This window comes from Comamonas resistens (assembly GCF_030064165.1).
Classification (GTDB): Bacteria; Pseudomonadota; Gammaproteobacteria; order Burkholderiales; family Burkholderiaceae_C; genus Comamonas; species Comamonas resistens.
In genome coordinates this window covers 2053990-2073930 of the sequence record NZ_CP125947.1, presented here as the reverse complement: position 1 = coordinate 2073930, position 19941 = coordinate 2053990, and the positions used below count along the sequence as shown (strand labels likewise).

The 19941-nt window shown below is 62.6% G+C and carries 15 protein-coding genes and 2 tRNA genes; 10 read left to right on the top strand and 7 right to left on the bottom strand.

Features of this window, described 5'->3' with window-relative positions:
• Positions 1 to 5: 5 nt before the first annotated feature.
• Positions 6 to 1034: a microcin C ABC transporter permease YejB gene (locus QMY55_RS09740; protein ID WP_283488404.1), complete on the bottom strand. Its 1029-nt coding sequence runs from the start codon at positions 1032 to 1034 to the stop codon at positions 6 to 8.
• A 201-nt stretch (positions 1035 to 1235) separates the two neighbouring features.
• Complete coding sequence (locus QMY55_RS09735; protein WP_283488403.1) at positions 1236 to 3047, bottom strand: extracellular solute-binding protein; 1812 nt, start codon at positions 3045 to 3047, stop codon at positions 1236 to 1238.
• Between the two features lie 119 nt (positions 3048 to 3166).
• On the opposite strand from QMY55_RS09735, the gene fabI reads away from it, so the two are divergent.
• From fabI to QMY55_RS09720, 3 genes are all read left to right on the top strand, one after another.
• Positions 3167 to 3967 carry an enoyl-ACP reductase FabI gene (gene fabI / locus QMY55_RS09730; protein WP_283488402.1) on the top strand — a complete coding sequence of 267 codons (801 nt, stop codon included), beginning with the start codon at positions 3167 to 3169 and terminating at the stop codon, positions 3965 to 3967.
• A gap of 196 nt (positions 3968 to 4163) precedes the next feature.
• Positions 4164 to 4697, top strand: a complete 534-nt coding sequence (locus QMY55_RS09725; protein WP_283488401.1) for a superoxide dismutase family protein — start codon at positions 4164 to 4166, stop codon at positions 4695 to 4697.
• 120 nt (positions 4698 to 4817) lie between these two features.
• Positions 4818 to 5702 carry a DNA ligase gene (locus tag QMY55_RS09720; RefSeq protein ID WP_283488400.1) on the top strand — a complete coding sequence of 295 codons (885 nt, stop codon included), beginning with the start codon at positions 4818 to 4820 and terminating at the stop codon, positions 5700 to 5702.
• A gap of 61 nt (positions 5703 to 5763) precedes the next feature.
• On the opposite strand, the gene QMY55_RS09715 is transcribed toward QMY55_RS09720, so the two are convergent.
• Positions 5764 to 6492, bottom strand: a complete 729-nt coding sequence (locus QMY55_RS09715; protein WP_283488399.1) for an IclR family transcriptional regulator — start codon at positions 6490 to 6492, stop codon at positions 5764 to 5766.
• A gap of 141 nt (positions 6493 to 6633) precedes the next feature.
• On the opposite strand from QMY55_RS09715, the gene QMY55_RS09710 reads away from it, so the two are divergent.
• From QMY55_RS09710 to QMY55_RS09700, 3 genes are all read left to right on the top strand, one after another.
• On the top strand, positions 6634 to 7569 hold the full coding sequence (locus tag QMY55_RS09710) for a hydroxymethylglutaryl-CoA lyase (RefSeq protein WP_283488398.1): 936 nt from the start codon (positions 6634 to 6636) through the stop codon (positions 7567 to 7569).
• 45 nt (positions 7570 to 7614) lie between these two features.
• Complete coding sequence (locus tag QMY55_RS09705) at positions 7615 to 8832, top strand: CaiB/BaiF CoA transferase family protein (protein ID WP_283488397.1); 1218 nt, start codon at positions 7615 to 7617, stop codon at positions 8830 to 8832.
• A 175-nt stretch (positions 8833 to 9007) separates the two neighbouring features.
• On the top strand, positions 9008 to 9952 hold the full coding sequence (locus tag QMY55_RS09700; protein WP_283488917.1) for a Bug family tripartite tricarboxylate transporter substrate binding protein: 945 nt from the start codon (positions 9008 to 9010) through the stop codon (positions 9950 to 9952).
• Between the two features lie 89 nt (positions 9953 to 10041).
• Here the strand turns inward: QMY55_RS09700 and QMY55_RS09695 are convergent, their stop codons facing one another.
• Together QMY55_RS09695 and QMY55_RS09690 are read right to left on the bottom strand one after the other, a co-directional pair.
• Positions 10042 to 10497 carry a VanZ family protein gene (locus tag QMY55_RS09695; RefSeq protein ID WP_283488396.1) on the bottom strand — a complete coding sequence of 152 codons (456 nt, stop codon included), beginning with the start codon at positions 10495 to 10497 and terminating at the stop codon, positions 10042 to 10044.
• A gap of 100 nt (positions 10498 to 10597) precedes the next feature.
• Positions 10598 to 13171: an arginine/lysine/ornithine decarboxylase gene (locus QMY55_RS09690; RefSeq protein WP_283488395.1), complete on the bottom strand. Its 2574-nt coding sequence runs from the start codon at positions 13169 to 13171 to the stop codon at positions 10598 to 10600.
• 139 nt (positions 13172 to 13310) lie between these two features.
• Here QMY55_RS09690 and QMY55_RS09685 point away from each other — a divergent pair, with 139 nt between their 5' ends.
• From QMY55_RS09685 to QMY55_RS09670, 4 genes are all read left to right on the top strand, one after another.
• Positions 13311 to 13736, top strand: a complete 426-nt coding sequence (locus QMY55_RS09685) for an NfeD family protein (RefSeq protein ID WP_283488394.1) — start codon at positions 13311 to 13313, stop codon at positions 13734 to 13736.
• A gap of 102 nt (positions 13737 to 13838) precedes the next feature.
• Entirely contained in the window at positions 13839 to 14759 is a 921-nt protein-coding gene (locus tag QMY55_RS09680) for an SPFH domain-containing protein (RefSeq protein ID WP_283488393.1), read from the top strand.
• Between the two features lie 91 nt (positions 14760 to 14850).
• Positions 14851 to 14941: transfer RNA gene (locus QMY55_RS09675), tRNA-Ser, on the top strand.
• A 68-nt stretch (positions 14942 to 15009) separates the two neighbouring features.
• Positions 15010 to 15100 (top strand) — tRNA-Ser (locus QMY55_RS09670).
• Between the two features lie 268 nt (positions 15101 to 15368).
• On the opposite strand, the gene QMY55_RS09665 is transcribed toward QMY55_RS09670, so the two are convergent.
• Positions 15369 to 16784 carry an efflux transporter outer membrane subunit gene (locus tag QMY55_RS09665; RefSeq protein ID WP_283488392.1) on the bottom strand — a complete coding sequence of 472 codons (1416 nt, stop codon included), beginning with the start codon at positions 16782 to 16784 and terminating at the stop codon, positions 15369 to 15371.
• A complete protein-coding gene (locus QMY55_RS09660) occupies positions 16781 to 19927 on the bottom strand; it encodes an efflux RND transporter permease subunit (protein WP_283488391.1) in 3147 nt (1048 codons plus the stop codon). Before QMY55_RS09660 ends, QMY55_RS09665 begins: the two co-directional genes overlap by 4 nt.
• Positions 19928 to 19941: the final 14 nt, after the last annotated feature.

Sequence of the window (19941 nt, the reverse complement as noted above, 5' to 3'; positions counted from 1 at the left end):
TGAAATCAGTCAAACTTGACCCGTGGGTCCACCCAGACATAGCAAAGATCGCTGACGAGCTTGGTCACCAGACCAATCAGCGTGAACAGATACAAGGTACCCAGCACCACGGGAAAGTCACGGCGAATCACGCTCTCGTAGCTCAGCAGGCCCAGCCCGTCGAGCGAGAACAGAGTCTCGATCAGCAGCGCCCCTGCAAAAAAAGCGCCAATAAAGGCCGAAGGAAAACCGGTGATGATGGGAATCAGCGCATTGCGAAACACATGTTTGTAGAGCACCTGTTTTTCCGACAGGCCCTTGGCACGCGCCGTCAGCACATACTGCTTGCGGATTTCTTCGAGAAACGAGTTCTTGGTCAGCATGGCGGTGACGGCAAAACTTCCGGCCACCATGGCCGTGACGGGCAAGGCGATATGCCAGAGGTAATCAGCCACCTTGCCCAGGGCGCTGAGCTCATCGAAGTTCGATGAAGTCAGCCCGCGCAGCGGAAACCACTGCAGTTGCCCGCCGAAGATCACCAGCAGGGCCACGCCCAGCACAAAACCCGGAATCGCATAGCCAACCAGAATCAGGATGCTGGTTGCCAGATCGAAGTGCGAACCCGCGCGCACGGCCTTGGCCACGCCCAGCGGAACGGCGACCAGATAGCTGATGAAAAAAGTCCAGAGTCCGAGACTGATGGAAACCGGCAGCTTTTCCTTGACCAGAGCCCAGACGCTTTTGTTCTGGAAGAAGCTGTTGCCCAGATCAAAGCGCGCAAACTGGCCCAGCATCTGCACAAAGCGCTGGGCGGGCGGCTTGTCGAAGCCATAAAGCGCCTTGATCTCTTCGAGCCGCTTGGGGTCCACACCCTGGCCGCCGCGGTAGCTCATGGAGGCGCCCTCTGCGCCATGACCCGCGCCCGCCTTGGCCTCGGCCAGATACTGCTCCACAGGGCCGCCGGGCACGAACTGGATGACCACAAAGGTCAGCAGCAGCACGCCGAACAGCGTGGGAATCATGAGCAGAATGCGTTTGAGAATATAGGCAAACATCTTCGATCAACCCTTGTTTTCAGCTGCGGTGGCGATGGCCGCAACGCCGGGCCGCCCCAAGCAAGGCCAGCCCCCTTGGATGGCAGTGCCCCGTGCAACGGTGGAGCATGGGGGCCACAGCCGCAGCGCCGGGCCGCCCCAAGCAAGGCAGCCCCCCTTGGGGGGCAGCGACCCGTGCAACGGCGGAGCATGGGGGCCACATTACTTCGCCCACCAGGTGTAAACAGCCCACAGCTCACCCGGTGAATAAGCCGGAATCTGCCCGGGCAAGGCCAGCCTCCAGGCGTCATAGACCATGCGGTGCGTGCCCGAGTAATACTGCGGGATCAGATAGTGGCCCTGGACGATGATGCGCTCCAGCGCGTGGCAGGCCGGCAGCATCTGCTGCTCGGACTTGGCTGCGGCCATCTGCGCAATGATGGAATCCACGGCCCGGCTCTTGAGCCCCACATAGTTGGAGCCCCCCTCCTGATCGGCCGCAGCGCTGCCGAACAGCTCGGCATATTCCTGACCCGGATTGTGCGTGCCAGGCACATTGAGCGTGACGATGTCGAAGTCGTATTTATCCATGCGCTGCTGGTACAGCGCGTAGTCGACATTGCGCAGCTTGAGCGTGATACCCAGCTTTTCAAGGTTGCGTGACCAGGCACTGATCAGGCGGGCACTGTCACCGCTGTCCAGATACTCGATCACCATGGGTTCACCCGCGGCATTGCGCAGCGCACCGTCCTTGAGTGTCCAGCCCGCCTCGGCCAGCAGTTGCTGCGCACGGCGCAGGTTGCCGCGCAGGCCATCACCCACATCGGTGCGCGGCGGCTGGCCGATGGGCCCCAGCGTGCCGGGTGGCAGGCTGGCCTCGAAAGGCTTGAGCAGGGCCAGCTCTGCCTCCGTAGGGCTGCCATGTGTTTCGCAGGCCGTGTTGCCAAACAGGCCGTGCACACGCTGATAAGCCCCATAGAACATCTGGCGGCTCATCCACTCGAAGTCATAGGCCAGGCCCAGAGCCTCGCGCACACGCACATCCTGCAGCTGCGGGCGGCGGGTGTTCAGAAAAAAGCTCTGAAACCCCGATGGCAGCTTGTTCTCGAACGCTCCCTTGACCAGTTCGCCCGAATCGAAACGTCGACCCGTCAGGCGCCTGGCCCAGTCGCCGGCGCTGTTGATGCGCATGAGATCGAACTCGCCAGCCTTCAGCGCTTCGAGCCGCGCCGTATTGTCCTTGTAGATCTTGATCGTGACGCGATCAAAGTTGGCAGCCCCCACGCGCACCGGCAGATCGGCGCCCCAGTATGAAGGATCGCGGACATAGGTGATGTCCCTGCCGAACTTGACCGGGCCGATCTTGTACGGGCCGCTGCCGATAGGAGTGTCCACCACCACCTGATCGAAAGGCTTGGGCTTGCCATCGCTGCCCAGCCCCCAGTCGCGGCTGAAGACGGGCAGCACGGCCCCCACGGTCAGGGGCAGATCCCGGTTGGGCTTTTTGAAGCGAAAGCGCACCGTGCGGTCGTCGAGCACGTCGCAGCTGTCCACCTCGGCAAACAGCGTCTTGTAGCCCGGCGAGACATATTTGCTCAGCAGCGTCTCATAGCTGTACTTCACATCCTGCGCCAGCACGGGCTTGCCATTGTGAAAGCGCGCCTGCGGCCTGAGCCTGAAGGTGGCTGACATGCCGTCTGCGGGCACATGCACATCCTCGGCCAGCAAGCCGTAACCCGTTGCCGTCTCGTCCAAACTGGGGGCCAGCAGGGTCTCGAACAACATGTCCGCCAGGTAGGCGGGCGGGGAGCCCTTGATCGTGAAGGGGTTGTATTTGTCAAACGTGGAATAGCGCAGATTGCTGACCATGCGCAGCTCGCCACCCTTGGGGGCCTGCGGATTGACATAGTCAAAATGCTTGAAGTCGGCTGCATAACGCGGCTGACCCCACAGGGCATACGCATGCTCCGCATGGGCAAACGTGGCAACTTGGCTGCAGGCAATCAGAGCCGAACAAATCATCCAATGGCGCATGCGACAATTCTGCCCTAGCCCGGCTGTCTTCGGACCAGCTCGCAGGCATCCGTTTCACATGCATGGCGCCGTTGCCACAGACGGCGCCCTCACTTTTCAATCTTCTCTGGAGAACAACAATGGGTTTTCTCGCCGGTAAAAAGCTGCTGATCACAGGCGTTCTGTCCAACCGCTCCATCGCCTATGGCATTGCCAAGGCCTGCCACGAGCAAGGCGCCGAGCTAGCTTTCAGCTATGTGGGCGAACGCTTCAAGGATCGCATCACCGAGTTCGCAGCCGACTTCGACTCCAAGCTGGTGTTCGACTGCGATGTGGGTGACGACGCCCAGATCGAAAAGCTGTTTGCCGACCTGGGCGCCACCTGGGGCAAGTTCGACGGCTTTGTCCACTCCATCGGCTTTGCCCCCCGCGAAGCCATTGCCGGCAACTTCCTTGACGGCCTGACACGCGAGAACTTCAAGATCGCGCACGACATCAGCGCCTACAGCTTCCCCGCCATGGCCAAGGCCGCCCTGCCTTACCTCAACGACAAGTCCTCGCTGCTGACGCTGTCCTACCTGGGTGCGCTGCGCTCCATCCCCAACTACAACACCATGGGTCTGGCCAAGGCTTCGCTGGAAGCCTCCGTGCGCTATCTGGCCGAAGCCGTGGGCCGCACCGAAGACGGCCGCGCCATCCGCGCCAACGGCATTTCCGCCGGCCCCATCAAGACCCTGGCTGCCTCGGGCATCAAGGACTTTGGCAAGCTGCTGGGCCGCGTGGCCGACGCCGCCCCCCTGCGCCGCAATGTGACGATTGAAGACGTGGGCAATGTCGCGGCCTTCCTGCTGTCCGACCTGGCTTCGGGCGTGACCGCCGAGATCACCTATGTGGACGGCGGCTTCAGCCAGACGGCCGGTCTCTCTGCCGATCAGGTCTAAGTCAGGCCACTTCGCTAAAGCCCTGCCCGTGCACTGCGCCGGGCAGGGCTTTTTTACGTCCGCCTGCGCACTGCGAATGAACCTCGCCGAAATACATGCAGCACCGCTGTTGCCCTACAAGGCGGAGCGCTCTCAGCAGATATGGTGAACAGGCTTTGCGAGCATCAGCCATCCACCATCAACACAAGGGAGCATCATGAAAAATCCATTCATTCTTCTGACACTGGGCGCCGCCGTGCTGAGCCTGGCAGCCTGCAGCACCACCGAGCCCAAGCCTGCCAGGGCCGTGGCCAAGGTCCAGGCCACCAGCGGCAGCAAGGTCGAAGGAGATCTTGTCTTTACCCAGAAGCCCGGCGGCAAAGTGGTCATGAGCACCGTCATCAGCGGCCTCAAGCCCAATTCGGAGCATGGCTTTCACATCCATGAACTGGGCAACTGCGCCGACAACGGCAATGCAGCCGGCGGTCACTTCAATCCCAAGCAGGGCCAGCATGGCAAATACGACGCACCCATGCACCATATGGGCGACCTGCCCAGCCTGAAGGCCGACTCCAACGGCGTGGCCAAGCTCAATATGGAGTCCAGCGACCTCACGCTGCTGGCCGGCCCTGGCAATATCATCGGCCGGGCCGTGATCGTCCACGCCAACCCCGATGACTATGTGACCCAGCCTACGGGCAATGCTGGCGGGCGCATCGGTTGCGGGGTGATCGTGCGCGACGAGCAATAGGCACCGCTGAGATCAACAAGCCGCCAGCGTCGGTGCAGGCGGCTTTTTTGCTTCCCCCACAGCCATCGACAAGCCAGCCCAGCCTGCCTAATATCCACGCAGGCAATTGCAGGAGCTGTCATGCATCCCCTCTCTTGGCTGCGCAAACTTCTGGGCTTCATATTCCTCGGACTGTGGCTGAGCCTCGCCTGTGCACAGACAGCAACCCCGCCGCTGATGCTGGCCCAGGTCTGGCGAACAGGCATGCCGCTGCAGGACTACTGGGTCAGCGAAAAATATGACGGCGTGCGCGGCTACTGGGACGGCCGGCAGTTGCTCAGCCGAGGCGGCATTCCTATCAAAGCACCTGCATGGTTCACCGCAGGCTGGCCTAGCACGCCCATGGACGGAGAGCTTTGGGCCGGGCGCGGCCAATTTGGCCATGCCCAGTCCACCACCGCACAGACCGCGCCCGACGATGCCGCCTGGCAGCGCATGCGATTCATGGTGTTTGATCTGCCCACCGCACCCGGCAACTTTGACCAGCGCCTGCCCGTGCTGCAGCGCACGGTGGCAGCACTGGACCAGAGCTGGGTTCAGGCCGTGGAACAGCGCAAGCTGGGCAACGAAGCCGAGCTGCAGCAGTGGCTGATGCAAATCGTGAAAAACGGTGGCGAGGGTCTGGTGCTGCACAAGGGCAGCGCACCCTACCGTTCGGGCCGCAGCGATGATCTGCTCAAGCTCAAACCCTTCGACGATGCCGAAGCCCGCGTCATCGGCTACAAGCCTGGACGCGGCCAATGGCAGGGCATGACAGGTGCTCTGTTGGTACAAAGCCCCGATGGCAAACAGTTCTCCTTGGGCTCGGGCCTGAGTGCCGAGCTGCGCCGCAGTCCTCCGCCACTGGGCAGCTGGGTCACCTATCGCTACCAGGGCCTGCATGAAAAAAGCGGCCTGCCGCGCTTTGCGCGCTTCATGCGCGTGCGCAACGAGCCCGGCTTTGAGCCGTCTTCCGCACCACGATAGCTATTGAATATATAGCAGAGCGCGCTTTAATAAAAAGTGCTGCGACCTTGTTCATACATATTCAAGGCAGTTGCGCCCCCAGCTCGCGCGCAGCCGCCAGCACATGCTTCACATAGCGCTCGTCATAGCGATGTACGGGCATGGTCAGCGTCAGGGCGGCGGCGAGTTCGCCATCCTTGCGAAACACTGGCGCCGAGATACCCGCAATCTCGCTATGCCGGTCGCCCACCAGAGCCTCATAGCCATCGGCACGCACGCGGGCATAGTGATTGCGATCCTTCCTGACCCAGTCGCCCAATTCAGGGTCGAAGGCCACCAGAACGCGCCCTCCGGCCCCCTTGCCCAGCGGCAACAGATCGCCCGCGCGAGCGTGGTCGCGCACGGGATGGGGCGAATCCACACGGTACAGGCACAACCGCTCTCTACCCTGGCGCACATGGTAGGCCGCACTCTCGCCAGTCGCCTTGACCAGGGCTCGCAGGACAGGCATGACCAACTGATCGAGTGAAAAGCTCTGCGCATACACGGCATGCAGGCGTGCCGCTGCCGGACCGATGGCATAGCGGCCATCATCCAGCCGCTGAACCCAGCCCCCATGCTCCAGAGAGGCCAGCAATCTCAGCACCGTACTCTTGTAAAGGCGCGTGCGCTCGGCCAGCTCGGCCAGGCTCAGCGCGGCATCGCCATCCTGGAACGCGCTCAGCACGCTCAGGGCTCTATCCACTGCTGCCACACCGCCAGGCGCGGCATTCTCATCGGCTACGGATTCATTCAGGGATTTACGCGGCATAAAAACTCCTGCCCCTCGGCTTGACAGGGCATCAGGACTCAATGCAATATTTCAATAGAAAGAATTTAGTTCTATCAGATAGAACGACATTACAACATTGTGCCAGCCGCAATGCAAGCATGAAATCCAAGTGAGGCACCCATGTCATACCCCCAACGCTTCGATCTCCTGATCAGCGAAGTTAGCCCCCGCGACGGCCTGCAGTCGGTCTCAGCCACCATGAGCACGGCCCATAAGTGCGCCTGGATCGATGCCCTGGTGGCAGCGGGCGTGCAGGAAATCGAAGTCGGCTCCTTTGTCTCGCCCAAGCTGCTGCCGCAGATGGCCGACGCCGCCGAGGTTGTGCGCCACGCCGTCACCCACCCCGGCGTCACCATCATGGCCCTGGTGCCCAATCTCAAGGGGGCCGAAGCCGCCATGCGCGCCGGTGCGCACAAGATCACGCTGCCCGTATCGGCCAGCTCCGCGCACTCCATGGCCAATGTGCGCAAGACCCCGGCGCAGATGGTGGACGAGGTGCGCGCCATCGCCAGGCTGCGCGACGAGATGGCCCCCGGCGTGCATATCGAGGCCGGCATCTCCACCGCTTTCGGCTGCACCTTACAGGGCCTGGTACCCGAGGACGAGGTAATCGCTCTGGCTGCAGCCTGCGTGGCTGCCGGCGCCGACGAATCGGGGCTGTCGGACACCACGGGCATGGCCAACCCGGCCCAGGTCAAGCGCCTGTTCACGCGCCTGCGCGGCGAACTCGGCGACAAGGCCGGCGCCGCGCATATGCACAACACCAGAGGCCTGGGCCTGGCCAACTGCCTGGCCGCCTATGAGGCAGGCGTGCGCACTTTCGACGCCTCCCAGGCCGGACTGGGCGGCTGCCCCTATGCCCCCGGCGCCTCGGGCAATGTGGTGACCGAAGATCTGGTCTTCATGTTCGAAGCCATGGGTCTGCGCACCGGCATTGACATTGAACGATTGCTTGCAGCGCGAGAAACGCTGGCCGCCGGCCTGCCGGGCGAGGCGCTGTACGGCATGCTGCCACCTGCAGGCCTGCCCAAGGGCTTTGTGCCCCACCGTTACTGATCACGCAGCGGCTCACCGTCGAGCCGAGCACCACAAGAGATGAATATGCATTCCTCAACCGAATCCGCCGGAACCTCCGCCGCCCCCCTTCCCTATGCCGGCATCCGCGTGGTGGAATTCACCCATATGGTCATGGGCCCCAGTTGCGGCCTGATGCTGGCCGACCTGGGCGCCGAAGTCATCAAGGTAGAACCCGTGGGCCACGGCCGCAGCGGCGACGCCACGCGCAAGCTGCTGGGCTCTGGCTCGGGCTTTTTCCCGCTGTTCAACCGCAACAAGAAAAGCCTGACGCTGGATCTGCAGACACCGCAGGGCAAGGAGGCCGCGCTCAGGCTGATCGCCACGGCCGATGTGGTGACCGAGAACTTCAAGCCCGGCACCATGAAGAAGCTAGGCCTGGACTATGAAAGCCTCAAGCAGCAGTTTCCGCGCCTGATCTATGTGAGCCACAAGGGCTTTCTGCCCGGCCCCTACGAACACCGCACGGCACTGGACGAGGTGGTGCAGATGATGGGGGGCCTTGCCTATATGACGGGCCGACCCGGCGACCCGCTGCGCGCGGGCACCAGCGTCAACGACATCATGGGCGGCATGTTCGGTGCCATGGGAGCCATGGCGGCCCTGGCCCAGCGCGAAAAGACTGGCAAGGGCCAGGAAGTGCAAAGCGCACTGTTCGAGAACAATGTGTTCCTGATCGCCCAGCACATGATGCAGTACGCGGTGACCGGCAAGCCCGCAGCGCCCATGCCCGCACGCATTTCGGCCTGGGCGATCTACGACGTGTTCGAGGTCCAGGGCGGCGAGCAGATCTTTCTGGCCGTGGTCAGCGACGGAGCCTGGCGCGAGTTCTGCGATGCCTTCGGCCTGGCCCAGCTGCGCGACGATCCGCGCCTTGGCAGCAACAACGACCGCGTGCAGGCCCGCAGCTGGCTGATGCCGCTGCTGCGCGAAACCATGGCCGGCTACAGCGCCGCACATATTGCCAGCGTCTTCGAGGACAAGGGCCTGCCGTTTGCGCCCATCGCCCGTCCGCACGATCTGCTCGAGGACCCGCACCTGAACGCCACCGGTGCGCTGGCCCCCATCACCTTGCCCGACGGCCGCGACAGCAAGACCGTGCTGCTGCCGCTGACCCTTGACGGCAAGCATCTGCAGGTGCGCCTGTCGCCGCCCAAGCTCGGCGAGCACAGCCTGGAGATTCTGACCGCCCTGGGCTACAGCCAGGCCCAGGCCCAGGCGCTGGCACAGGGCCAGCCCGACTGAGCGGCCCTGCGGGGCCATCGCCTCGCCCGACTCACCTACCCCAGAACAGGGCGCCCACGCGCGCCCTGCGGGGATTCTTTCGCCCCATTTTCATCATTCAGGAGACAAAACCATGCCACACTGCCCTTCTTCCCGACACCCGAACCACCGCCAGACGATGGCCGCCTGCATGCTGATGGCCATGATGCTTGCCGCAGGCAGCGCAGCGGCACAGCCTGGTGAATGGCCCGCCAAGTCGATCCGCATGGTCGTGCCCTTCACGCCTGGAGGCGGCACCGACACGGTGACGCGCCAGATCAGCGAGCGCATGGCGACCGCGAATCGCTGGGTCATCGTGGTGGACAACAAGCCCGGTGCGGGCGGCAATATCGGACTTGATGCCGTCGCCAAGGCACCGGCCGACGGCTATACCTTCGGCATGGGACAGACCGCCAATCTGGCTATCAACCCCTCGCTGCTGCCCAGCATGCCGTTCAATGCCAGGACCGACCTGCTCCCCGTGGCGCTGGTGGCCTCGCAGCCCGTGGTGCTGGTCGTGCCCACCGATTCGCCCTGGAAATCGCTGCAGGATCTGATCGCTGCGGCCAAGGCCCAGCCCGGCGCCATCAAGCAAGGCCTGGCGTCCACGGGCACCGTGGGCCATCTGGCGGGGGAAATGCTTTCCTACAAGGCCAAGATCGATGTGCTCAACGTACCCTACAAGGGCGCCGCGCCGGCCGTGACCGATCTGCTGGGCAAGCAGACCCACTATATGTTCGGCACGCCTCAGGCGGTCTACCCCATGATCAAGGGCCAGCGCCTGCGCGCCCTGGCCGTGACCTCAGCCAAGCGCCTTTCCATCCTGCCCCAGGTCCCCACCGTGGCCGAGTCCGGCTTTCCGGGCTTTGAAGCCGTGGACTGGAAGCTGATCGTGGCGCCCAGGAACACGCCTGCCGCGCTGGCGCAGAAGATCAACGCCGCCGTGAACACCGGCTTGCAGGACCCCGCCGTGCTCAAGCAGTTGCAGTCCGAAGGCAGCACGCCCATGGGCGGCAGCCTTCAGGATGCCCAGGCCTATCTGCAAAAGGAGCAGGCCAGCTGGGCCGCACTGATCCGTGACGCGAAGATCACGCTGGAATAACGCTACTCAAATAAAAGCAGCTTCCGCTTGCCTCACCTTGTTTTTCATATGCACAGACCATGAAAACAAATGAGACAAAGCGGTAGCTGCTATATTTTTACTGGAACCAGCCATCCTGACACCAGCCTCTGCCAGAACAGCACGGCCAGGCCGGCGCCCACAGTGTTGGCCAGCGCATCCAGCCATTCAGCGCCGCGCGTGGTGGTGAACATGGCCTGCAGCATCTCGATCAGGCCGCCATAGACCGCGCACAGCCCCACCACGCATGCGGCCTGCGCCAGTGCCCAGGCTCGGCCCAGACTGCGCGCGCGCAACGCCCCCGCCCACCACAGCAGCGTGGCCAGCACGCCGTGCAGACTCGCGTGCACCAGCTTGTCCGCATGGGCCATCCCATGCAGAAACGGGAACAGCCTCAGGATCAGACCGCCGCTGGCACCTGTTTCATTGAGGTAGCCCCAAAGCACAAACAAAGACCAGCACAGACTCAAAGCCGCCATCACCTTCCAGGCATGAGCGGCTTTATCGGGGCGAAGCGCTGCGTTCATCGAAAGCGTCCCAGTGTCAGATAACAAAAAGCCCGAAGTGAAATTCACCTCGGGCCGGTTCGTTCGCTTGCGCGGGCAGCAAGCCCGCTAGACGGCAGGATTACAGCGTGCGGCCAAAGGGACCGGAGTCACCGACCTGCACCGTCACCTTGCCTTTTTTGGCGGGCTTGGCGGCGGTGCCGGCCACACGCACATCCATGTCGGCAGGCGCCTTTTTGCTGACCTTCTTGGCTGCAGGCTTGGCGGCAGATTTTGCAGGAGCCTTGGTCGCCGCCTTGGCTGCCACTTTGGCGGCAGGCTTCGCAGCGGCCACCTTGGCGGGCGTCTTTTTGGCAGCGGCCGTCTTCTTCGCAGCAATGGGCTTGGCCTTGGCTTCAGCCACGCAGTCTGCGTAGTAGCGGATTTCGCCGTTCTCGTCCTCCAGCTCCACCAGGCCGTGAATATCGGTCTCAAAGCCCGGGCATTCCTTGGCAAAGTCACGGGCGAACAGCAGATAGTCCACGATCTTCTTGTTGAAGACTTCGCCGGGAATCAAGAGCGGAATGCCTGGAGGGTAAGGCGTGACCAGACCCACGGTGGTGCGTCCGACCAGATGGTCGATCTCCACACGCTCGGTCTTGCGCTGTGCGATATGGGCGTAGGCATCCGAGGGCTTCATCGTCGGTTGCAGATCCGACAGATACATCTCCGTCGTCAGGCGGGCGATATCGTACTTGGCATACAGCTCATGCACATGCTGGCACAGATCGCGCAGGCCCATGCGTTCGTAGCGACGGTGCTGCTGCACGAACTCTGGCAGGATGCGCGCCAGCGGCTGGTTGCGGTCGTAGTCGTCCTTGAACTGCTGCAGCGCAGTCAGCATGGTGTTCCAGCGGCCCTTGGTGATGCCGATGGTGAACATGATGAAGAACGAGTACAGGCCCGTCTTCTCGACCACCACGCCATGCTCGGCCAGATACTTGGTGACGATGGATGCAGGAATGCCGGTGTCGGCAAAGTCGCCATCGAGGTCCAGACCCGGCGTGACGATGGTGGACTTGATCGGGTCCAGCATATTGAAGCCGTCGGCCAGATCGCCAAAGCCGTGCCAGTTGTCGAACTCCTTGCCGGTCTTCTTGGCGCGTGTCTTGGTGGTCGCGTCCTTGCCACGGATGATCCAGTCATCCGCACGGCCCACGCCTTCTTCGGCCAGGGCTTCAGGGCCCCAGACCTCGAACCACCAGTCGTCATCACCGAACTCGTCTTCCACCTTGCGCATGGCGCGGCGGAAGTTCAGCGCTTCCAGAATCGACTCCTCCACCAGCGCCGTGCCGCCGGGCGGCTCCATCATGGCGGCCGCCACATCGCAGCTGGCGATGATGCTGTATTGCGGGCTGGTCGAGGTGTGCATCAGGTACGCCTCGTTGAACAGCGGGTGGTCCAGCTTTTCGGTCTGGCTATCTTGCACCAGCACATGCGAAGCCTGGCTGATACCGGCCAGCAGCTTGTGGATGGACTGGGTCGCATAGACCACGGAATGCTTGGGGCGCTTGCGTTTCTTGCCCATGGCGTGATAGCTGCCATAGAAGGGGTGGAAGGCGGCGTGAGGCAACCAGGCTTCATCAAAGTGCAGATTGGCCACATAGCCGTCCAGCATGCCCTTGATGGTCTCGGTGTTGTAGAGCACGCCGTCGTAGGTGGACTGCGTCAAGGTCAGCACTCGCGGCTTGACGGCCTTGGCATCCACGCCCTTGAGCAAGGGGTTGGCGGCGATCTTGGCCTGGATGGACTCAACCGAGAACTCGCTTTGCGGGATGGGGCCGATGATGCCGAAATGATTGCGCGTGGGCTTCAAAAACACCGGAATAGCACCCGTCATGATGATGGAGTGCAGGATGGACTTGTGGCAGTTGCGGTCCACCACCACCACGTCGCCGGGTGCCACCGTGTGGTGCCAGACGATCTTGTTGGAGGTCGAGGTGCCGTTGGTCACAAAGTAGCAGTGATCGGCGTTGAAAATGCGTGCCGCATTGCGCTCGGACTCGCCAATGGCGCCGTTGTGGTCCAGCAGTTGCCCCAGCTCCTCCACGGCATTGCAGACGTCGGCGCGCAGCATGTTTTCACCGTAGAACTGGTGGTACATCTGGCCCACAGGGCTCTTGAGAAAGGCCACGCCGCCCGAGTGACCGGGGCAGTGCCAGCTGTAGGAGCCGTCTTCGGCGTAGTCCAGCAGCGCCTTGAAGAACGGAGGCTGCACGCCCTCCAGATAGCTCTTGGCTTCACGAATGATGTGCTTGGCCACGAACTCTGGCGTGTCCTCGAACATATGGATGAAACCATGCAGCTCACGCAGGATGTCGTTGGGCAGGTGACGGCTGGTCTTGGTCTCGCCGTAGATGTAGATGGGCACATCTTCATTCTTGCGACGCACTTCACCAATGAAGTCGCGCAGGCTGTGAATGATGGGGTCCTTGTCGCCACCCAGCTGGAACTCCTCGTCGTCGATCGACAGGATGAAGGCGCTGGCACGGCTTTGCTGCTGGGCGAACTGCGAGAGGTCACCATAGCTGGTCACGCCCAGAACTTCAAAGCCCTCTTCCTCAATAGCTTGAGCAAGGGCACGAATGCCCAGACCCGAGGTGTTCTCGGAACGATAGTCCTCGTCGATGATGACGATGGGAAAGCGAAACTTCATGGACAGCCTCCGTACCAATCAGGCCTAAAAAACGAAACAGCCGCGAAGTGTAAGGAATATCCTTATTGCAGCTTTGAAACATGTCGTTTTTAACCCAGAATGTGGTGCACTAAATACATGCAACAAGAGGAGCTGGGGTATGGATCATTCCACCGCGTGGTGGTTGCTCGCAGGTGTGCTGGTCATTGCAGAACTGCTGACAGGCACTTTCTATCTTCTGATGCTGGCATTGGGAGCTGCCGTGGGAGCGATCTGCGCCCACCTCGGACTGGGCACCATTTCCCAAATCTTGGCAGCCGCCCTGCTGGGTGCCAGTGCCGTCCTCATCTGCTATCTGCTGCGCAAACGCAGCCCCCGCAGACAACCCGCATCCAGCAATCGCGATGTCAACATGGATGTGGGTGAAACCGTCAACATCGAGCAGTGGAATTCTGACGGCACTGCCCAGGTTCGCTACCGCGGCGCCACCTGGACCGTCATGGGCCGCCCTGGTGCGCTGCCTCTTCCTGGCCCACACCGCGTGGCAGAAGTCATTGGCAGCCGCCTGCTTGTTGACAAAGTTTGATCTCGCTTGCAGGCCAAGCCCTCTATGCTTGGCTCTGCATCAATTTGCCTTCTCTCAATCCACGTCATCTGACGCCAATGCCCCAAGAGGGCTGGAGACAATATGGAATACGCAGTACCCCTTGCCATCGCAGCCATCGCCGTCATCTTTATCGTCCGCTCGATCAAGGTCGTACCCCAGCAACATGCCTGGATCAAGGAGCGTCTGGGCAAATACGCAGGCACACTGACCCCCGGTCTGAACTTTCTGATTCCCTTTGTGGATCGCGTGGCCTATAAGCACAGCCTCAAGGAAATTCCTCTCGATGTCCCCAGCCAGGTCTGCATCACACGCGACAACACCCAGCTGACCGTGGACGGCATTCTCTACTTCCAGGTCACCGACCCCATGCGCGCCAGCTACGGCTCGTCCAACTACATCATGGCCGTCACCCAGCTGGCTCAAACCTCGCTGCGCAGCGTGATCGGCAAGCTGGAACTGGACAAGACCTTTGAAGAGCGCGACATGATCAACGCCCAGGTCGTCAACGCCATTGACGAAGCTGCGCTGAACTGGGGCGTGAAGGTATTGCGCTATGAGATCAAGGATCTGACACCCCCCAATGAAATTCTGCGCGCCATGCAGGCCCAGATCACGGCCGAGCGTGAAAAGCGCGCGCTGATCGCGGCCTCCGAAGGCCGTCGCCAGGAACAGATCAATATCGCCACCGGTGAGCGTGAAGCTTTCATTGCCCGCTCCGAAGGCGAGAAGCAAGCCGCCATCAACAAGGCCCAGGGTGAGGCCGCAGCCATCACCACCGTGGCCGAAGCCACCGGCCAGGCGCTGGAGCGTGTTGCCACCGCCATCCGTCAGCCCGGCGGCGAACAGGCCGTGCAACTCAAGGTCGCTGAAAGCGCCGTGGAGGCTTATAGCAAGGTCGCTGCAGACTCCAACACCACGCTGGTGGTGCCCGGCAATATGACCGAGGTTTCTGGCCTGATCGCCTCGGCCATGAAGATGGTGCAAATCGGCAAGAGCGCCTGATTCCGCAATTTTTCAGAGGGTGCCGCAAAGAACTTGCGGCACTTTCCTTTTGGGGCTGTAATTTCTGGTTAGAATAACGGCTTCATCACACGGAGCGGTGGATGAGTGGTTTAAGTCGCACGCCTGGAAAGCGTGTGTGGGTTAATAGCCCACCGCGGGTTCGAATCCCGCCTGCTCCGCCAGATTCAAAAACCAAGTCGACCACACTTGGTTTTTTACTTCAGAAATGAAGTATTTTGGGTTATCGCGTGGAGCGGTGGATGAGTGGTTTAAGTCGCACGCCTGGAAAGCGTGTGTGGGTTAATAGCCCACCGCGGGTTCGAATCCCGCCTGCTCCGCCAAATGATAAAAGGCCTTGAAGCAATTCAAGGCCTTTTTCGTTTTTGTGCCTTGAAATCATCGAAGTCCTCTCCGGACCGGCAAGGTTGAAGCGGCCGCATGGAGCGCTCTCATTCTCAGCCCCTTCACAGTTCTGATCCGCTCGCACGCCCGATAGCAAAGTGTCAACCCGGGCGGTGCGGCTGTTGACTTCCGCCTTCCAGCAACGACCGCATATACAAAGAAGGGCTGCAGCTTCGCGCTACAGCCCTTCCCTCATAGCACCGGGACTCAGCCCTGTGCGCCCGGTCTGGCCTGCCAGCCTCCGCCCAGGGCCTTGAACAGCATGGCCAGGGCCATTTGCCGCTGCGTGCTGACCTCGATCAGCGCCATCTGCTGCGCAAAGTCCGTGCGCTGTGCATCCAGATAGCGCAGATGGCTGTCCAGCCCGGCGCGATAGCGCAGCTCGGCGAGCTTGAGCGTATTCGCGCTGGTCTGCACCAGCCGCTGGCGAGCCAGCTCCTCGCGCCTCAGGGTCTCGACGGAAGCCAGCGCGTCGCTGACTTCACGAAACGCCGTCTGGATGCTGCGCTCGTAACTGGCTATCGCCATGTCCTTGCGCAGCTGCGCGATCTCCAGATTGGCGCGATTGCGGCCGCCATCAAAAATCGGCAGGCTGAGCTGCGGCATGAAGGACCAGGAGCGCTGGCCACCAGCAAACAGATCGCCAAGCTCGGCACTGGCCGAGCCATAGGAGCCCGTGAGCGAGATGCGCGGGAAGAACGCGGCCCGCGCCGCGCCTATGCTTGCATTGCGTGAGCGCAGCTGATATTCGGCGGCGCGGATATCGGGGCGCAACACCAGCAGATCTGAGGGCAGACCCGGGCCTATCTCCTGCACCAGGGGAGCGGCGCTCAAATCCGCTGCCGCCTGGACCGAGCCATCGCCCACCAGCCAGTCCAGTGCGTTTGAAGCCTGGCGCAGCTCGCGTGACAAGCGCTCGACTTCGGCGCGCGCCAGTTCTAGCTGGCCTTGAGCCTCCTGCTCGTCCAGGCGGCTGGCCGTGCCGGTCTTTCTGCGCTCGCTCATCAGCTGCCACTCCTTCTCGCGCGCCTGCATGGTGCGCAGCGCCAGGGCCTGACGCTGCCGCGCGCTGTCCTGCGCCAGCGAGGCCTGGATCACTTCGGCGACCAGACTGATCTGCACGCTGCGCGCGGCCTCCTCGGTGGCCAGATACTCCATGAGCGCGGCCTCGGACAGCGAGCGCACACGGCCGAAGAGATCGAGCTCGAAAGCTATCAGCCCGGCGCCCGCCTGATAGTTGCTCTGCACCCTAGCCGCTTCTGTGCCGCTCAGGTCGGCGGGCATGCGCTGGCGGTTGGCGCCGGCCTGTGCTTCCAGAGCGGGCAGCTGGTCCGCACGCTGCACGCGATAGGCCGCGCGAGCAGTCTGCACATTGAGCAGTGTCTGACGCAGATCGCGGTTGTTGGCCAGCGCCGTTTCGATACGCGAGCGCAGGCGCTCATCGATCACGAACTCCTTCCAGTGCAAGCTCTGCACCGAAGCCGTCAAGGCCGATGATGCCGCACTCCAGTTGCCGGGAATGGGCGCAGCAGGCCTGTCATAGGTCGGCGCAAAAGAGCAACCGGAGAGCACCACTGCAATCAGCGTCAGCGCGGCGGTACGCATGGGGTTTCGCCCGTTCATGCGGTTTCTCCTTCGGAGTCTGTGTTTTTTTCCTCCGGCACTGCGCGGCGCTTGCGCCGCAGCGAGAGCACGAAGACAAAGAAGATGGGCACGAACAGCACGCCCAGCAAGGTGGCACTGAGCATGCCGCCGATCACGCCGACACCGATGGCGGCCTGGCTGGAGGCACCCGCGCCGGTGGCCAGTGCCAGCGGCACCACCCCCAGGATGAAGGCCAGCGAAGTCATCACGATGGGACGGAAGCGCAAACGGGCTGCCTGCAATGCCGCCTCCGCCAGCGAATGACCACGCTCGTGCAGGTCCTTGGCGAACTCCACGATCAGGATGGCGTTCTTGGCCGCCAGGCCGATGATGGTGATCAGGCCGACCTTGAAATACACGTCGTTCGAGAGACCCAGCGCCGAAGTGGCCAGCACCGATCCCAGCGCGCCTATGGGCACGATCAGCATCACGGCTGCTGGAATGCTCCAGCTTTCGTACAGGGCCACGAGCAGCAGGAACACCACCACGATGGCCAGCGCAAACAGCTTGGGGGCCTGTGCACCAGCGGCCTTTTCCTGATAGGACAGCGCCGTCCACTCGTAGCCTATGCCGCGCGGCATCTCGCCCAGAATGCGTTCGAGCTCGGCCATGGCCTCACCCGTGGTGTGGCCGGGCTTGGCGTCGCCCGCGATGCGGAAGGCCGGGTAGCCGTTGTAGCGCGAGATCTGCACCGGCCCCTGCTCCCATTCCACGCTGGCAAACGAGGCCAGCGGCACCTGCTCTCCCTGGGCATTGGGCACATACAGGCGCAGCAGGGCCTCAGGCGTCATGCGCGCCGCCGTGTCGGCCTGCACCACCACGCGCTGCAGGCGCCCCGCATTCGGAAACTCGTTGATCACGGCCGAGCCATAGGCCGTGGACAGCACGGCGCTGATGCTGGCGAAGCTCACGCCCTGGGCCTGGGCCTTGCGCCGGTCGATGTCCAGACGCAGCTGCGGCGCGTCTTCGAGGTTCTCCATCATTGCGTAGGCGATCACCGGCGAGGCATTGGCCTTCTTCAGCAGCTCGTCGCGCGCGGCAACCAGGGCCTCGCGACCCAGATTGGCGCGGTCCTGCAGACGCAGCGCAAAGCCGCCGGAATTGCCCAGGCCGTCGATGGGTGGCGGGTCCACGGCCATGGCCGCACCGTCGGACAAGCTGCCGAAGCGCTGATTGAAGGCCTGGACCTCGTCCCAGGACGCCTGGCCCTTGCCGCGCAAGGACCAGTCCTTGAGCGTGACGAAGGCCATGGCCGCGTTCTGCCCCATGCCCGAAAAGCTGTAGCCCATCAGGAACTCGGCCTGGGCCGTCGCGGGGCGGCTTTGCACATAGGCTTCCATGTCGCGCACCACGGCCTCGGTGCGTGCTTCGGTCGCACCAGGGGGCAGTTGCACGCTGACGATGTAGTAGCCCATGTCTTCATAAGGCACAAAGGACTCGGGCATGCGCGTATAGGCAAAGCCCAGCCCGCCCACGATGGCTGCATAGATCAGCATATAGCGGCCCGTGCGCTTGACCAGACGCTGGTTGAGCAGCGAAAAGCGCTCGGTCAGCTTGGCAAAGTGGCGGTTGAACCAGCCGAAGAGACCTTTCTTCTCCTCGTGATGATCCTCGGCAACAGGCTTGAGCAGCGTGGCGCACAGTGCCGGCGTGAATGTCAGCGCCAGCAGGCCCGAGAACAGGATGGAGACCGCCAGCGACAGCGAGAACTGACGGTAGATCACGCCCACCGAGCCGCTCATGAAGGCCAGGGGCAGGAACACGGCCACCAGCACCAGCGTGATGCCGACGATGGCTCCCGAGACCTGCTGCATGGCTTTCACCGTGGCGGCCAGCGGCGAGAGGCCCTCCTCGGCCATGAGACGCTCCACGTTCTCCACCACCACGATGGCATCGTCGACCAGAATGCCGATGGCCAGCACCATGCCGAACATGGTCATCATATTGACCGAGAAGCCCAACGCATACATCACCGCCAGGGTGCCGGCCAGACACACCGGGACCACGATGGTGGGAATCAGCGTATAGCGCAGGTTCTGCAGAAACAGCCACATCACCAGGAACACCAGCACCACGGCCTCGACCAGGGTCTGGATCACCTTGCCGATGGCGACTTCCACAAAGCGCGAGGTGTCATAGGGCACTGCGTACTGAATATCGTCCGGGAAGTTCTGCGACAGCTCGGCTAGCCTCGCCTTGACCGCCCTGGCGGTCTGCATCGCATTGGCACCAGGTGCCAGTTGCACGGCGGCCGCCACTCCTTTGTGGCCGTCCTCGCGCGAGGCGAAGCTGTAATCGAGCTGACCGACTTCGAGACGCGCCACATCGGCCAGGTGCACGGCCGAGCCGTCGGCCCTGGCCTGCAATACGATCTGACCGAACTCCTCGGGTGAGCTCAGCGTGCCCTTGACGGCAATCGTGGCGCTGAGTTCTTGCTCGGACGATCCGGGCTGGCTGCCGAAGCTGCCTGCCGGCACCTGGGCGTTCTGCGCGGCAATGGCCGCATTCACGTCCGCCACCGACAGGCCGTAGCCCAGCAGCTTCTGCGGATCGACCCAGACCCGCATGGCCACATCGGCGCCGAAGTACTGCACCTTGCCCACGCCGGGCACGCGGCGGATCTCGTTGTTGATGTTGCGCACCGCATAGTCGGACAGCCTGACCTCGTTCTTGCCGCTGTCGTCACCCTTGTAGGTCAGCGAATAGATCAGCAGGAAGTTGGCGCTGGCCTGCTCTACCTGCAGACCCATCTGCATCACCGATGCGGGCAGCCTGGCCTCGGCCTTCTTGATGCGGTTCTGCACCTCGACCTGGGCCAGTGCGGGATCGGTGCCCGGCGCGAAGGTGGCCGTGATCTCGGCCAGGCCCGTGGCACCGCTGGACGAGTCGAAGTACAGCAGCCCCTTGGTGCCGTTGAGCTCCTCCTCGATGACGCTGGTCACCGACTCCATCACCGTGGTGGCCGACGCCCCCGGATAGGTTGCCGAGATGGAGATCTGCGGCGGCGCCACGTTAGGAAACTGCGCCACAGGCAAGGCCGGGATCGCTAGCAGGCCGGCCAGCAGGATGAAGATCGCAACCACCCAGGCCAGCTTGGGGCGATCAATAAAAAACCGGGACATCATCTATCCTTGAA

Bases quoted from the DNA above. Each gene is read 5' to 3' on its own strand.
- QMY55_RS09690 (WP_283488395.1), bottom strand. From the start codon at position 13,171: ATGAAGTTTCGCTTTCCCATCGTCATCATCGACGAGGACTATCGTTCC.
- QMY55_RS09710 (WP_283488398.1), top strand. From the start codon at position 6,634: ATGTCATACCCCCAACGCTTCGATCTCCTGATCAGCGAAGTTAGCCCC.
- QMY55_RS09665 (WP_283488392.1), bottom strand. From the start codon at position 16,784: ATGAACGGGCGAAACCCCATGCGTACCGCCGCGCTGACGCTGATTGCA.
- QMY55_RS09680 (WP_283488393.1), top strand. From the start codon at position 13,839: ATGGAATACGCAGTACCCCTTGCCATCGCAGCCATCGCCGTCATCTTT.
- QMY55_RS09685 (WP_283488394.1), top strand. From the start codon at position 13,311: ATGGATCATTCCACCGCGTGGTGGTTGCTCGCAGGTGTGCTGGTCATT.
- QMY55_RS09700 (WP_283488917.1), top strand. From the start codon at position 9,008: ATGGCCATGATGCTTGCCGCAGGCAGCGCAGCGGCACAGCCTGGTGAA.
- QMY55_RS09725 (WP_283488401.1), top strand. From the start codon at position 4,164: ATGAAAAATCCATTCATTCTTCTGACACTGGGCGCCGCCGTGCTGAGC.
- QMY55_RS09695 (WP_283488396.1), bottom strand. From the start codon at position 10,497: ATGAACGCAGCGCTTCGCCCCGATAAAGCCGCTCATGCCTGGAAGGTG.
- fabI (WP_283488402.1), top strand. From the start codon at position 3,167: ATGGGTTTTCTCGCCGGTAAAAAGCTGCTGATCACAGGCGTTCTGTCC.
- QMY55_RS09660 (WP_283488391.1), bottom strand. From the start codon at position 19,927: ATGTCCCGGTTTTTTATTGATCGCCCCAAGCTGGCCTGGGTGGTTGCG.
- QMY55_RS09715 (WP_283488399.1), bottom strand. From the start codon at position 6,492: ATGCCGCGTAAATCCCTGAATGAATCCGTAGCCGATGAGAATGCCGCG.
- QMY55_RS09720 (WP_283488400.1), top strand. From the start codon at position 4,818: ATGCATCCCCTCTCTTGGCTGCGCAAACTTCTGGGCTTCATATTCCTC.
- QMY55_RS09735 (WP_283488403.1), bottom strand. From the start codon at position 3,047: ATGCGCCATTGGATGATTTGTTCGGCTCTGATTGCCTGCAGCCAAGTT.
- QMY55_RS09705 (WP_283488397.1), top strand. From the start codon at position 7,615: ATGCATTCCTCAACCGAATCCGCCGGAACCTCCGCCGCCCCCCTTCCC.
- QMY55_RS09740 (WP_283488404.1), bottom strand. From the start codon at position 1,034: ATGTTTGCCTATATTCTCAAACGCATTCTGCTCATGATTCCCACGCTG.